Here is a 14,561-nt window from a genome sequence, read left to right as displayed (position 1 = left end):
CGGGCCCGGCCGGTCGGAAGGGGTCCGCGGATCCCGTCCCGGCCGGCCGCGCCATTGCTCGCGGGCGGGGTGCCCGGTTACCGTCGAGCATGGGTCAGCGAGTGCGCGAGACCGAACGCAAGTACGAGGCCGGTGACGGCCCCGGCCGCCCCCTGACGCCTCCCGACCTCGAAGGACTGCCGTCCGTCGCCGGAATCCGGCGCCTGGACCCCGTCCTCCTCGACGCCGTCTACTACGACACCGCCGGCCTCGCGCTGGCCGCCCACCGCACCACGCTCCGCCGCCGTACCGGGGGCGAGGACGCGGGCTGGCACCTGAAACTGCCCACCGGCGAGCCCGACACCCGCACCGAGGTCCGTGTCCCGCTGGGCGCCGCCGACGACGCCCCGCCCGAGGAGCTGCGCACCGAGGTCGCCGCGCTGCTCAGGGGCCGCCCGCTGAACCCGGTGGTCCGGCTGCGCACCACCCGGCACCGGACCCTGCTGCTGGACGCGGAGGGCGGCGCGCTCGCCGAGATCGCCCACGACGAGGTCGCGGCGTACGTGTACGCGGCAGCCGCGTACGAGACCGGCGCGTACGAGACCGGTGCCGACGAGACCGGTGCGTACGAGACCGGTGCTTACGAGACCGGCGCCGACGCGGGGGCGGACGGCCCGAGCTGGACCGAGACCGAGGTCGAGCTGATGCGCGGCCCGCCCGCCCTGCTGGACGCCGTCGAGGAGCGGCTGACGGCGGCGGGACTGCGCCGCTCGGCCTCCCGCTCCAAACTGGCCCGCGCGCTCGGCGACCGGCTCGCCGAACCGCCCGCGCCGCCCGGCACCCCCGCCACCGCGGGCGAGGTCGCCACCGGGTACCTGCGCGAACAGCTCACCGCGATCCTCGCGCTCGACCCGCTGGTGCGGCGCGACCAGGAGGACGCCGTGCACCGGATGCGGGTCGCCACCCGCAGGGCCCGCAGCGCCCTCAAGAGCTTCCGCAGGGAACTGGACCGCGGTGCCACCGACCCGCTCGGCGCGGAGCTGAAGTGGCTGGCCGCCGTCCTCGGCACCGAACGCGACCGCGAGGTGCTCGCGGACCGCGTGGACGGGCTGCTCGCCGAGGCCGACCCCGCGCTGGTCACCGCGGCCGTACGCGACCGGCTGCGGGGCCTGGCCGCCGACAGCCACGCGCGCTCCCACGCGGCCCTGGTCCGGGTGCTGACCGGGACCCGCTACTTCGCGCTGCTCGACCGCCTGGAGGCGCTGCTCGTGCTGCCGCCGTTCCTGGTGTCGGCCGCCGCGCCCGCCCACGAGGCCGCCACCGCCGCCGTGGGCCGCGACCACCTGCGGCTGCGGCGGCAGATCCAGGCCGCGCTGGCGCTGCCGCCAGGCGACGACCGCGACATCGCGCTGCACGAGGCCCGCAAATCCGCCAAGCGCGCCCGCTACTGCGGCGAGGCCGCGCAGCCGGTGCTCGGCAAGCGGGCCGCCGCCCACACCGGCCGGATGAAGTCCGTCCAGCAGCTCCTCGGCGAGCACCAGGACAGCGTGATGTGCCGGGCGGCGCTCGGCCGTACCGCGCGGGAGGCACGGGAGGCGGGGGAGCCCACCGAGGCGTACACGGCGCTGATCGCGGCCGAGCGGGCCAGAGCGGCGGCCGTGGAGGCGGAACTGCCGGATGTCTGGCGGTCGGCGGACCGCGACATCTGAGCCGGGGCCGCGGCGCTGCGGGACCGCCGTACAGAGGCGCGATGGGGGGGCGTTGCATGTGGCCGGGGCCCGGGCGCGGTGGGGCCGTGACGGATGAGCGGGACCGGGCCGCCGCGAGACACGGGTACCCTTGAGGGTCACCCAGCCCCCACGCCGCCGGCCGGGGGAGTCCCAGCCGTCTGATGAGAGTCGCCGAGATGCCTGTCGAGTCGGTCTTCCCGCGCTTGGAAGCACTTCTCCCGCACGTCCAGAAGCCGATCCAGTACGTCGGCGGCGAGCTGAACTCCACCGTCAAGGAGTGGGACAGCACCGACGTCCGCTGGGTGTTGATGTACCCGGACGCGTACGAGGTGGGCCTGCCCAACCAGGGCGTCATGATCCTCTACGAGGTGCTCAACGAGCGCGAGGGCGTCCTGGCCGAGCGCACGTACAGCGTGTGGCCCGACCTCGAAGCGCTGATGCGCGAGCACGATGTGCCGCAGTTCACGGTCGACGCGCACCGCCCGGTCCGCGCCTTCGACGTGTTCGGCCTCAGCTTCTCCACGGAGCTGGGCTACACCAACATGCTCACCGCGCTCGACCTGTCGGGCATCCCGCTGCTCGCCGCCGACCGCACGCTGGACGACCCGATCGTGCTGGCGGGCGGCCACGCCGCGTTCAACCCCGAGCCGATCGCCGACTTCATCGACGCGGCCGTCATCGGCGACGGCGAGCAGGCCGTCCTGGAGATGACCGAGGTCATCCGCGCGTGGAAGGCCGAGGGCCGCCCCGGCGGCCGGGACGAGGTGCTGCTGCGGCTGGCGAGGACCGGCGGGGTGTACGTGCCGCGCTTCTACGACGTGGAGTATCTGGCCGACGGCCGGATCTCCCGCGTCGTGCCCAACCGCAGCGGCGTGCCGTGGCGGGTGTCCAAGCACACCGTGATGGACCTCGACGAGTGGCCGTACCCCAAGCAGCCGCTGGTGCCGCTGGCCGAGACCGTGCACGAGCGGATGTCGGTGGAGATCTTCCGCGGCTGCACCCGCGGCTGCCGCTTCTGCCAGGCGGGCATGATCACCCGCCCGGTGCGCGAGCGGTCCATCACCGGGATCGGCGAGATGGTCGAGAAGGGCCTGAAGGCCACCGGCTTCGAGGAGGTCGGCCTGCTCTCGCTGTCCTCCGCCGACCACACCGAGATCGCCGAGGTCGCCAAGGGCCTCGCCGACCGGTACGAGGACGACAAGATCGGCCTGTCCCTGCCGTCCACCCGCGTCGACGCCTTCAACATCGACCTGGCCAACGAGCTGACCCGCAACGGCCGCCGCTCCGGTCTGACCTTCGCCCCCGAGGGCGGCTCCGAGCGGATCCGCAAGGTCATCAACAAGATGGTCTCGGAAGAGGACCTGATCCGTACCGTGGCCACCGCGTACGGCAACGGCTGGCGGCAGGTGAAGCTCTACTTCATGTGCGGGCTGCCCACCGAGACCGACGAGGACGTCCTCCAGATCGCCGACATGGCGAAGAAGGTCATCGCCAAGGGCCGCGAGGTCACCGGGCAGAACGACATCCGCTGCACGGTCTCCATCGGCGGGTTCGTGCCCAAGCCGCACACCCCCTTCCAGTGGGCCCCGCAGCTCGGCGTGGAGGAGACCGACGCCCGGCTGGAGAAGCTGCGCGACGCGATCCGCGGCGACAAGAAGTACGGCCGCAACATCGGCTTCCGCTACCACGACGGCAAGCCCGGCATCATCGAGGGCCTGCTCTCCCGCGGCGACCGCCGGGTATCGGCCGTCATCCGGGCCGTCTACGAGGACGGCGGCCGGTTCGACGGCTGGCGCGAGCACTTCAGCTACGACCGCTGGCTGCGCGCCGCCGAGGCCGAGCTGCCCGCCTTGGGCGTCGACCTGTCCTGGTACACCACCCGCGAGCGCACCGCCGAGGAGGTCCTGCCCTGGGACCACCTGGACTCCGGTCTCGACAAGGACTGGCTGTGGGAGGACTGGCAGGACGCCCTGGACGAGACCGAGGTCGACGACTGCCGCTGGACGCCGTGCTTCGACTGCGGTGTCTGCCCGCAGATGGATACATGGGTACAAGTAGGCCCGACCGGCCAGAAGCTGCTGCCCCTGGCGGTCAAGAACGCAGGTCCGGCGCCTGCGGAGCACGGTCATACGCACTGAGATGAGTGACGCCCCGAGTAAGATCGCCGACTTACTCGGCGACATGACGGACGCCGAGGCGACCGAGGTTTGGTCTTGCTTCGGCGTCTCGACCTCAGTGAAGGCAGAACCGCGGTCTACGCTCACGACACCTCTGCCTGGTCCGGGCCCGGAGGGCAAGGCCGGTCGAGTCAAGAGCAGTATCGAGTGGGTGTGACTCCAGCAGTCACGCGCTTCCGGAGAGGGCGATCGACGCGGTCTCTGTGCGCCGTCTTCGCCGTCAGGGAGTGGCCGGAAGCGTGTTTCAACGGGCTGGCGTGGTGACGACGAAGCCGAGGGACTTCAGACCTTCGGCTTGGCAGAGAGTGTCTGACACGCCGCCGACTTCGGTTTGAAGCAGCTGGTACTCGGCTCCGTTCTCTTGACCCCACCGCATGGCGGCGCGCCAGAGTGCGCGCCCGAACCCGTACCCCCGGTGCTCGGAGCGGACTCCGAAGTACTGGGGCATGAGCTGGGGCTGGCCGATCGCGTCGGGCCTGATCTCCATGGGGCCGATGGCTCCTGCGACCCGGCCGCCCGTCACGGCCACGAGTACGGGCCCTACCGCGCCTGCTTGCATCCTTGAGTGGAGGAAAGCGAATCCGTCGTTCGCCATCTCCTCTGCGAAGCCGGTGAAGTCCTGGCGCAGTTCGGCGGGCAGGTCGGTGAAGGTGGTGAGGGGGTGTCCAGGGGGCGGGCAGGCTCCGGTGGAGAAGTCCTTGAGCTGAATCCTGGTGCCCTGGGCGAAGCGGGTGGCGTATTCGGGGCCGAGGAAGCGTACGACTCGTGCCCTGTTCGCTCCGTGGTCCGCGGCGAGTTTCTGGGCAAGGTCGGCGGCGGCGATGTGGCTACCGGGCTCGACTCCGTAGGCGTAGACCTTGATCGTTCCTGCGCCACGTGCCAGGTGGGTGGGGATCAGTGTCTCGCCGCGGCCGTGTACGACGGCGTCGGTCAGCACGCTCTCGTCCTTGGTGTCTGACCACCGGAGGTCCTTGTCGTACGGAAGGAAGCGCCTGCTTCCTGCGGCCCTGAGCGTGTCGGCGAAGAGGTCGTCGGTGAGGACGGACGGGTGCACTGGGCCGATGGTGGGGACGTAGGGGGCCGTTACCACTGGGCGGAGCCAGTCCCAACGGAAGCGCATGGGTCGCACCTTACTTGCGGCGAGGGATGTACGGCTCAGGCCCCGGCATGATCTGCCGGGGCCTGGCGGTGATCTGTGGGTGATCAGTGGGGGTTGTCGTCGCCCGCGTTGCAGGAGCACTTCACGGAGTCCATCACGTCGTCCATGTCGGCGACGGTGATCACCACGGGTGTTGCGACCGTGGCGGTGGACTCCTCGGGGCGGATCACGGGCGGCCTGGGCCGGATCTCTACGGCGACTGCGGTCATGCGTGCACCATCTCCTTGGGCATTCCGTGCTGGCAGTAGTTGATCAGTGGAGCCTTCGCCTCCTGGAACTGCTTGGCCAGCGGCCGGCACACCTTGCATGTGCCGGAGAGCTGGCAGCCCTCGCAGCCCCCGGTGCGAAGCATCAGGGCGTCGGAGATTGCGGGCAGCCGACGCAGGCCCTCAAGGCCCTCGGCCATGAGGTCGATCTGGTCGTCCCGGCCCACCTTGCAGATGCTCACCTTGGCGTGCGGGTCGGCGTGGAAGAACGTCACTCCGGCGTTGCATCCGGTGAAGGCGCTGCGTTCGCGCAGGTGGCTGCTGGACTGGGCCAGCAGGCTTTCCGGACCGCCGTAGATGGTGGGCGTCATGTTGCTGAAGATGTGGTGCTTCAGGCCCCATTCCTCGGCGAGGGCCACCATGGCGTCCGTCTCGTGGGCGTTGTCGTTGGTGACGATGATGTTGAGCCGCACCGGCAGGTCAGCTCCACGTGCGGCGTCCATTCCGCGTTTGAACGACTTCCACGCGCCGCGCCGTTGCGTGAGCCGGTCGAAGCTCTCCTCGGTCGCCCCGTACACGCTGACAACAAGGCGGTAGGCGGGGCACTCCTCGAACATCGCCAGCAGCGATTTCTCCCACAACCGGGACGCGTTCGTGGAAACGGTGAGCATCATCCCCAGCGAGTAGGCGTACCGGTAGGCGTCCTGGAAGTGCTTGTCGATGGTGGGTTCGCCGCCGGTGATCTGGAGCCAGACCACGCCCGCGTCCCGCATGATGTCGAGGAGCCTGACCTTCTCCTCCCATGTGAGGCCGGAGAACTCCTTCAGGCCCAAGTAGCAGTGCGTGCAGGCGAAGTTGCAGCCGAGGTTGATCTCCCAGCTCGCCTTGGAGAAGCCATAGGACGAGCGCTCGCGGACTAGCACGGCCTTCGATACAGGCTTGCCGACCAAGTCCAGACCCCATACCTGCGCGACCGTCTCGGCAAACCACGTTGGGACGGGGGAGTCGTTGCGGACGAGGGCGCGTAGTTCCTCGTAGCCGGCTTCGGGCAGACGTGCCCCTGCCGCGCTGCCAGGCCGTAAGGCCAGATAGCCGTCAAGGAACGGGCTCACGATCAGGTCATGAAGCATCGTTCATTCCTCCGGTCAGCCGGTGATGGGGTTCCAGGGATTGTGGATCTGCCATGTGTGGCCGTCGGGGTGGCCCTCGTATTCGCTACAGCCGCCATGCGTGGGATGGGTGGCCGGGCAGTCCGGGAGGATCAGCAGAATGGCCGGGGTGCTGTTCAGAGGCCACCGGCTCCAGACGGCGGTGTTGTCGGCGATGTCGAGGACCATCGCGTAGTGGTCGCCGCTGGTGTGACGTTCGAGGGTGCAGCGCAGGTCCCGGATGTCAGCGGTCATGTCGTGGCGGTGTCCGGACCATGCCAGGGCCGTGTGGGCGAGTGGGTCGGGCAGGACGGTCAGGGCCGAGCAGATGGACCGGTGCCTGGGCGGAGCGATGGAGTTGATGCTGGGGGTGGAAATGGTCATGGCACGTTCCTCTGAAGTGGATGGGCGCGGTTCGGCACAAGGCCTGAGCGGGTCCGGGTCAGGTGTCATGCGTGAGCGCCCGTATGCCCGGCTGTCACGCAAAGCGAGGCAGGCAGCGTCTCCCGCCAGGGCGTCCTGGACCGCTGTTTGTCCGCTCGCAACGGGGCGGCAAGTCGCAGGCTTGCCCAGACGGTCTTGCCAACGGGCGCAGCCCTCTCGAATCCCCACGCGCCTTCGGTGAGGCCGGCGACGATCTGAAGTCCGCGTCCGCTCTCGGCGTCCAGGGAGGTGGGCCGCAGTTCGGGTGGTTCGTCGCTCTGGTCCTGGACCGCGACGTACAGGCGGCCTGTGCTGATCCACAAGGTCAGGGGACACGTGCGGACCACGGATCGAGGGCGCCCTGCGGACTTCGGCTCGGTCGGCTCGCCCGCATGGCGAACCGCGTTGGCCGTCAATTCCGAGACGACGGTGAGGGCGTCCTGTACGACCTCGTCGGGGAGGCCCCAGCTTTCAAGGACCTCTTGTGCGTGACGCCTGGCGAGACCGGGGGCAGATGGCTCGCAGGCCAGGTCCAACCTGGTCCGGTTGGCGTAGTCGCTTGCCATCACTGTCCTCCGTGCGCTCTCCCGTGCCGCGAGTCGAACTGCCGCTCGCGCCCTGACTGGTTGCACGCACTACGCAACCGTCTGCGTACGGAGAGCGGTACCGTTGGGGCGGCGTGCGAAGTGGAAAGCGTGGAAAGTTCGTCCACCCGCGGAGAGTGGCTGCATGGCTGAGCACGAGCCGAACCAAGGTCTGAGAGCCCTTCTGAGCGAGGCCCGGTGGTCCCAGGTCGAGCTGGCCGCCGCAGTGAATCGGGCTGCCTCCGAAGTGGGCGTTCCGGTGAGCTGTGACAAGAGCAATGTCAACAAGTGGCTCTCAGGTACGCGCCCACAGGCGAAATGGCGCCCGTTGATCTTGGAGGCGTTCTCCCGTCGGTTGGGCCGGCCAGTCACCCATGCCGAAGCTGGCTTACCGCCTTCGGTGGCCGAAACAGCGACTCTCGCGGCGCTGACCATGCCCGGGGACACTGTGGAGGGACTGGTCACTATCGGGAGAGAAGACATGGACCCCTCTCGGCGGAAGTTCTTCACGACGACGCTCTATGCAGCCGCGCTGCCGATCCCGGCCTACATCGACCTGGCGGGCCGTTCCGAGGCTCACGCGACTGGCCGTGCAACGCGGATCGGAGCGGGCGAGGTTGCCACGGTCCGGACGATGACCGACCGCATCGCGGACATTCTTGATGAGCTGGGCGGGGGACACGCCCGCCCGATGGCGGCGGCGTTCCTCGTGAACACGGTCGCGCCGTATCTGCGGGCCGATGCCTCCGAGACCGTCCGCAAGGACATGCTCGCCGCCGCGTCCGACCTCGTGTACCTCACGGGCTGGATGGCCATGTACGAGAAGGCGCACGGACTCGGCCAGCGCTACTACGTACAAGCCCTCCACTTGGCCGCCGACGCCGAGGATCACGTGACTTACTGCCGTACTCTTCGTGGCATGGCCCTTCAGGCTGCCAACCTCAAGCACGGGAAGCGGTCGCTGGAACTCGCAGACTCCGCGGCGGAGGCGGCGCCGAAAGCAGGACCGCGTCTGCAAGCGTTCCTGTCCGGACAGCAGGCGCAAGGCGCGGCCCTCGTCAAAGACAAACGCCTCGCCTTTTCCCGCCTCGCGGAGACTCAGTCAGCACTTTCGAAAGCCGACAACCGGCGGGATGCGATCGGCGGTTACGACCAGGCGGCCTATTTCTTTCATGTGTCCAGCGTGCTCTACGCTCTCGGCGATGTGCCCGGCTCCATCGCGGCCATGCAAGATTCCAACCGCGTCCGTCCTCCTATTGAGAAGCAGGGGCGGGCGCACGCCAACGGCTTGCTCGCACAGCGTCAGCTCGAAGTCGGCCACCTGGAGGCTTCCTGCGCCACCTGGTCCAACTTCCTCGACGATTACGAGCGCCTTTCATCCTCACGCGCTGATGAGCATTTCGGCGCTCTCCGTCGTCGTCTCCGTCCTCACCTGAAGAACCAGCACGCACGCGAGGTCTACGAGCGGGCACAGGAACTTGCCCGGCAGAAGGCCGCATAGCCGCGCCTGTCGCTATCCGGGCATGAAGCCCTGCTCAACTGCCGCGTGAACCTAAAACAGGCGGTCGGTGAGTGTTGGGCCAGCCGCCGGGGGTCCGCGTAGCGGGCCGCCTTGTCAGTCCGAGCGCCGTTCAGAACTTTGCGGCGAAGTCGTCTTCCTTGCGGACGAGACGGGCACGTACGTCCTTGGGGATGAGGAGGCGGAGGTGGACCTCGGGGGCGCGGACGTGGGGGATCTTGGTGCGGGTGACCTCGCACTTGATGCCCACGCGGAGGAGGTCCTCGGCCATGGCTTCCATGCCGCCGCTCTCCCACTGCTCGCGGTAGGTCTTGCCGTTGTGGACGGTGACCCAGCGGTCCTTGGTGGTCTCGGGGTCGATCGCTTCCAGATCGGAGATCAGCTTGTCGAGAGTCGCTTCCGCCTGCTCCCTGGTGAAGCGTGTCTTCATGAAACGGCCGCCAGGCTCAAGCTCGCGCATGTAGTAGGCCACGGACTCTTCGAGTCGCTTGACCTCCTTCCGCGCTTCCTCGCCCTGGGCGTACTCGCGCGTCTCGACGGGGTAGTCGCCGATCACGGACAGCACGTCATGGGCCAATTGGGCGTAGACCTCTTCGGGGTTCGGCGCGCCGAGGCCGCCACTCTTGCAGCCACCGCAGCGCAGGTAGCTGTAGGAGCCGTAGGAGTTGGTCGTCTTCTGGACGGTGATGTTGGTCTCGCAGTCGGGGCAGATCAGGACTCCGAGGAACTTGGTGGCTCCGCCCGGCCGGCGAGCAGGCTGGTCTTTCGAGTACTTGTCGAGGGCGCTCTGCAAGGAGGCGAACTCGTCCTCGGTGAAAATGCCCTCCGCGACCCGGATCGGCTTGCCGTCCTTACCGAGAACGGCCTTCGAACGTCGCTTGCCACCGGTCTTGTCCTCCTCGACCCGATAGCCCATGAGCGCGGGATTCCTCAGCCTGCGGAGCAGTGTTGAGGGCGTGAGGCCGGCCCCGCACAAGCCTGCCCTCACCAGCACTGCGACCATGCGCCGGGCTGAGGCGGCGTTCGTCCTCATGGCGGCCCGCCGACACCAGTGCAACGCGCGGTGCGCGTCTTCATCGATCCGGAGGACGGCTTTCCCGTTCTCGTCCCGTGCGGTGACGTATCCGTACGCGGGCTTCCCTACCAACCATTCACTCTGGGACTTGGCGTAGTCCCAGAGGCTCGTGACACGCGTGCTGGTGTTGGTGGCCTCGATCTCAGCGATGCCGCCAATGATCGTCACCATGATCTTCCCGGCCGTGGTTGTCAGGTCGATGCTGTCGTTCTTGGAGACGAGATTCTTCCCGTACTTCAGGCACCAGTCGATCATGGCCGCCAGGTCCGAGAGGCGGCGGACGAACCGGTCGAGCTTCCAGAAGAGCAGTACGTCGAATTCGGGGGAGCGGTCGTTGAGCCACTGGCCGAGGTGCTTACGCTTCCAGGGCGGCACCTTCGTCGCGCTCACGTTGAGATCGCTGGCCACACCGACGACACGGCAGCCCATGTCCCTGGCGAGTATTCGCAGGTCGAGTTCCTGACGGACGGGTGAGGTCGTCTCTTCGGTGAGAACCGACAGGCGCACGGACAACAAGGCGCGCGGCGCGTCTGCGGGGAGCTGTGCTTCGGCCTTCTTCAGCTCTTCCAGCAGAGCGAGGTCGCCCTCGGACCATTCGATGTCCCTAGGCGAACGCTTCCGCTCGGCCACGGTCTGCTTGCCGTCTCGTCCTGTCATGCCAGCATGGTATTTGTTTTGTGGCCGTATCTATATGCCCGCAGATGGACACCCACATCCAGGTCGGCCCGACGGGGCAGAAGCTGCTGCCGCTGTCGGTCGTGAAGTGACGGTCGGCGCCGCCGCGAGGTAGCGCGACACGGCCCGTGGCCCCGCACGCAGGACGCGTGCGGGGCCACGGGTTTTTTCGGGGGCGAGAGCCTTCGGTTACGAGCCGTTGATCACGTACTGCGATCCGGGCTCGATGAGGACGCTGCCGTTGGCGGAGTTGGTGATGGTGACGTGGGACAGATTGGCGCTGCCCCGCGCGCCGCCCTGGGCGCGGATCCCGGCGCCGTTGTTGGACTTGTCGATGGTGACGTTGCTGATGGTGACGCCCGGCATGGCGCCGCCGCCGTTCTTGAACTGGATCCCGTCGTAGGTGGAGTCGGCGATGTCGGTGTCCCGGATGGTGACGCCGGTGATGTCACTGGTGGAGGCGAACAGGGTGATGGCCCCGAACTTCTGCGCCTCGCCCCAGAAGACGCCGCCGCCGCGCTGGATGCCGTTGTTGGCGATCAGCGTCTGGCCGGAGAACGGCAGCGGGTCGTGGTCGGTGGCCAGCATGATCGCCGGGTAGTTCATCGTGTCGTAGACGAGGTTGTTCTCGATGGTGTTGCCGTAACCGCCGTAGATCGCCAGGCCGTTGGCGCGCCAGGGCAACTGGATGGTGTTGTTCACGAAGTGGTTGTCGTGCGCGATGTCGACGGACTGGTCCTTGACGTACTTGTTGGCCCAGACCGCGAGCGAGTCGTCGCCCGTGGTGCGGAAGGAGGAGTTGAAGACCTTCGAATTGCGGGTGCCGTTGGTGAAGTTGATGCCGTCGGCGTAGGTGTCGCGGATGCGCATCCCGCTGAATTCGAGGCCGTCCGCCGGTCCCCACAGGGCGGGGATGTTGTCGTAGTCGCGGCCGACCCAGACACCGACGTTGGCGTGCTCGATCCACACGTTGCTGATCTTGGTGTTCTTGCCGAACCGGCCGTTGAGGCCCACGCCGCCCTCGGCGTTGCCGTCACCGCCGCGGATCCGGCCGGAGCCGAAGATCGCGATGTCGGAGATCTGCGTGTTGTTGTCGATGTCGAAGCCGAAGTTGCCCTCGTGCGGGTGGTTGATGCTGCCCACGGCGTCCTGCGGCTGGATCAGCGAGTAGAGCTGCGAGTACCACATGCCCGCGCCGCGGATCGTGACGTTGCTGATGCCGACCTGGTTGTACTGGCCGCGGTGCAGCGGGTCCTCGGTGAGGATCTTCTTCTCCTGGCGCCACTGGCCCGCCGGGATCCACACGCAGTTGATGAGGCCGTTCTGGTTGGCGGTCACGGCCCGCTGGATCGCGGCGGTGTCCTCGATCCCGTCGTCCGGGATCGCGCCGTACTCGGTGATCGACGTGCACTCGGCGGGCTTGGCCTTCGGCGGCGCCACCTGCTCCAGGTCGATCAGGTCGATGACGTAGAACGACGCCGTGTCGGTCGCGTCCCGCTGGAGGCGGAATTTGGTGCCCACCGGATACGTCGTCGACAGCAGCGCGTTGGACTCGTCGAACAGCCGACGGGCGTCCGCCTGCGGCGAGTTGGTCAGTGCCTCGGGGCCGTCGGTGTTGCCGTACAGCCAACTGTGCTTCGAGGACAGGGTGATCTTCCGGTTGAACGTGTTGTTGATGTAGAGGCTGATCGTGGCCTCGATGCCGCCGCCGTTCGCGGCGTCGGGGATCGAGTTGCGCACCACGATCGAGTTGGTCGGGTTGGTGGAGGTGAACTCCACGAACTGACCGGTGGTGTTCAGCCGTACCGACTTGCGGCCCGAGGACTCGGTCGCGAAGTTGGTGTGGCCGAAGGTGCGCAGCGGGTCGGTCTCCAGGAGCGTGCCCTGGTAGGTGGCGGCCTCGGCCTCGTACTCGGTGTACGGGACGGCGGCGCCGCGCCCGACCACGATCGAGCGGGAGAAGGTGTTGTTGGTCTCGTTGGTCTCGGCGACGACGTTGGTGGCGTCCGCGGTCGCGACGAGGGTGGCGCCGCCGCTGGTCGCGGTCCAGGTGCCGGTGACGTTCACGGTGACGGTCGCGCCCGCGGCGATCGCCGGGGTGCTGGTGTCGAGCGTGGTGCCGCCCACGGTGAGGCGGGTGACGGTGGCGACGCCCGTCGAGGTGGTGCCGCGGTTGTGCACCGAGACGGTGAAGGAGACGGCCGCGCCGACCGCGGGGCTGGCCGGGTTGGAGGTGATGCCGAGCACTTCGAGGTCGGGGCCCGGCGCCTGCGCGACGACCAGCTTCGTCGGTGAGGCGAGGCTGTTGTTGTCCTTGCTCTGCTCGATGACGGTGCCATTGGGGTCGACCACGGCCGAGACGGTGTAGCTGCCCACCGCCCGCTTGCCGACGGCGACCTGGACGGTGGCGGACGCACCGGCGGCGAGGGCGGCCACCGGGGCGCTGCCCGCGACGACACCGCCGACGCTGACATTGACGGTGGTCGCGGGCGACGCGGCGCTGCCGATGTTCTTCACGGTGGCGCTGACGTTCACGGTGTCGGTCTCGACCGGGGCGGTCGGGGTCCACGACAGCGCGGTGACGGTCAGGTCGGGGTTGGGCGCGGGTACGCCGATGACCTGCACCTCGGCGACCTGGCCGCCCGGGGCGCCGGAGTTGGAGAAGAACCCGAGCTGGAGGTCGGCGGCCCGGCCGGTGACCGGGATGGTCACGGTGTTCTGGTTGCTCGACGGGCTGAACGCGTAGTCGGCCCTGGCCTTCAGCGAGGTGAAGCCGGTCGCGCTCTGGCCGCGCCCGAGCACCTGGATGTTCTGCGTGCGCGGACCCCACGCGGCGTCGGGGTTGAGCTTGACGACGACGGAGGTGATGTCGGCGTCGGAGCCGAGCTTGACCGTCAGCGTCGACGGGAAGCCGTTGGACTCCCAGTAGCTGCCGACCTGGCCGTCGTTGGCGTTGGACGCGACGAAGGACTGGGCCGTCGAGGACGCCTCGATCGGCTTGCCGCGCGCCAGGTCCTTGCCCGTGCCGTCACCGGGGCCGGGATCGCCGGGGCCGGGGCCGCCGGGGTCGGTGACCGTCGTGCCGTGGATCTCCAGCTCGGATATCTGCGCGGCCGGCCACGCGGTGTTGGCGGTGATGTTCAGCCGTACGTAGCGGACCGTCGCGGCGCTGAAGTCGACCGTCACGGTGTTGGCGGAAGCGGGGTTGAAGGTGCGGCCCTGCGCGGCGGACAGCGTGCTGAAGGCGGCGCCGTCGGTGCTGCCCTGCACCGCGATGGTCTCGGTGCGCGCCTCCCAGCCGGCCGGCAGCTTGAGCACCACCTGGTCGACGGCGGCACCGCTGCCGCCGAGGTCGATCTGCACCCACTGCGGGAAGGTGTTGTTCGGTCCTTCCCAGTACGTGCCCTGGTTGCCGTCGGTGACCGCGGAGGCGGGGTATCCGCCCACCGCGCCGCTCGACGAAGCGGCCTTCCCCGAGGCGAGGTTGGGCCGGTCGGCCGCGGCGGCGGCCCCGGACAGTGGCAGGAGCCCGATGGCGATCAGACCGGCGGTGACCAGGCCGGTGATCAGCCGACGGCTGAGCTGTTTCCGTTTCATGTGTCCTCTGTTCAGTCGGAACGAGAGAGCGCGGACGACGCGCGGGACGCGCGGGGTTCGCAGGACGCGAGGCGGCTCCTGCCGTGAAGTTGCATACAGATGTGAAGAATTGAGAGAGCATTGACCAGCTTTTTGCGAGTCACATGTTGCGATCGTGTCACCGGCTTGTCAACGGTTTACGCACGTCATTCGATTTGTTGACAAGACCCGCGCATCCCCAACACATGCGCGCCGCCGGCGACTTGACGGGGCGGGACCTGCGCAAGGCCCCTGGCCCGCGCCGTGGCGG

Annotated in this window: 10 protein-coding genes; 3 read left to right on the top strand and 7 right to left on the bottom strand. The window is 68.5% G+C overall.

The window, feature by feature from the left end; all coding sequences use genetic code 11:
- Nucleotides 1-89: 89 nt before the first annotated feature.
- Complete coding sequence (locus ACFZAM_RS19710) at nucleotides 90-1,688, top strand: CHAD domain-containing protein (RefSeq protein ID WP_391047605.1); 1,599 nt, start codon at nucleotides 90-92, stop codon at nucleotides 1,686-1,688.
- Nucleotides 1,689-1,885: 197 nt separating this feature from the next.
- Complete coding sequence (locus ACFZAM_RS19705; protein ID WP_391047603.1) at nucleotides 1,886-3,847, top strand: TIGR03960 family B12-binding radical SAM protein; 1,962 nt, start codon at nucleotides 1,886-1,888, stop codon at nucleotides 3,845-3,847.
- Nucleotides 3,848-4,130: 283 nt separating this feature from the next.
- Here the strand turns inward: ACFZAM_RS19705 and ACFZAM_RS19700 are convergent, their stop codons facing one another.
- The 5 genes from ACFZAM_RS19700 to ACFZAM_RS19680 all read right to left on the bottom strand — a co-directional run bounded on the left by ACFZAM_RS19700 (nucleotide 4,131) and on the right by ACFZAM_RS19680 (nucleotide 7,388).
- The gene (locus ACFZAM_RS19700) at nucleotides 4,131-5,006 is read right to left on the bottom strand and encodes a GNAT family N-acetyltransferase (RefSeq protein WP_391047602.1); all 876 of its coding nucleotides are present in this window, start codon (nucleotides 5,004-5,006) and stop codon (nucleotides 4,131-4,133) included.
- 83 nt (nucleotides 5,007-5,089) lie between these two features.
- Nucleotides 5,090-5,254, bottom strand: coding sequence for a hypothetical protein (locus ACFZAM_RS19695; protein WP_391047600.1), 165 nt, complete (start codon nucleotides 5,252-5,254; stop codon nucleotides 5,090-5,092).
- Entirely contained in the window at nucleotides 5,251-6,381 is a 1,131-nt protein-coding gene (locus ACFZAM_RS19690; protein ID WP_391047598.1) for a radical SAM protein, read from the bottom strand. Before ACFZAM_RS19690 ends, ACFZAM_RS19695 begins: the two co-directional genes overlap by 4 nt.
- A 15-nt stretch (nucleotides 6,382-6,396) precedes the next feature.
- The gene (locus ACFZAM_RS19685) at nucleotides 6,397-6,783 is read right to left on the bottom strand and encodes a hypothetical protein (RefSeq protein WP_391047595.1); all 387 of its coding nucleotides are present in this window, start codon (nucleotides 6,781-6,783) and stop codon (nucleotides 6,397-6,399) included.
- A gap of 65 nt (nucleotides 6,784-6,848) precedes the next feature.
- Nucleotides 6,849-7,388, bottom strand: a complete 540-nt coding sequence (locus tag ACFZAM_RS19680) for an ATP-binding protein (RefSeq protein WP_391047593.1) — start codon at nucleotides 7,386-7,388, stop codon at nucleotides 6,849-6,851.
- A gap of 163 nt (nucleotides 7,389-7,551) precedes the next feature.
- On the opposite strand from ACFZAM_RS19680, the gene ACFZAM_RS19675 reads away from it, so the two are divergent.
- Nucleotides 7,552-8,907: a hypothetical protein gene (locus ACFZAM_RS19675; protein ID WP_391047590.1), complete on the top strand. Its 1,356-nt coding sequence runs from the start codon at nucleotides 7,552-7,554 to the stop codon at nucleotides 8,905-8,907.
- 130 nt (nucleotides 8,908-9,037) lie between these two features.
- Here ACFZAM_RS19675 and ACFZAM_RS19670 read toward each other — a convergent pair whose 3' ends face one another.
- Both ACFZAM_RS19670 and ACFZAM_RS19665 read right to left on the bottom strand, forming a co-directional pair.
- Nucleotides 9,038-10,657, bottom strand: a complete 1,620-nt coding sequence (locus tag ACFZAM_RS19670) for a recombinase family protein (protein WP_391047588.1) — start codon at nucleotides 10,655-10,657, stop codon at nucleotides 9,038-9,040.
- Nucleotides 10,658-10,864: 207 nt separating this feature from the next.
- Nucleotides 10,865-14,272, bottom strand: coding sequence for a CARDB domain-containing protein (locus ACFZAM_RS19665; RefSeq protein ID WP_391047585.1), 3,408 nt, complete (start codon nucleotides 14,270-14,272; stop codon nucleotides 10,865-10,867).
- Nucleotides 14,273-14,561: the final 289 nt, after the last annotated feature.

The organism is Streptomyces sp. NPDC008079 (assembly GCF_042957385.1).
In the GTDB taxonomy this organism is placed as follows: domain Bacteria; phylum Actinomycetota; class Actinomycetes; order Streptomycetales; family Streptomycetaceae; genus Actinacidiphila.
Note: the sequence above shows the minus strand (reverse complement) of the source record. Positions and strands in the feature narration are given on the sequence as shown.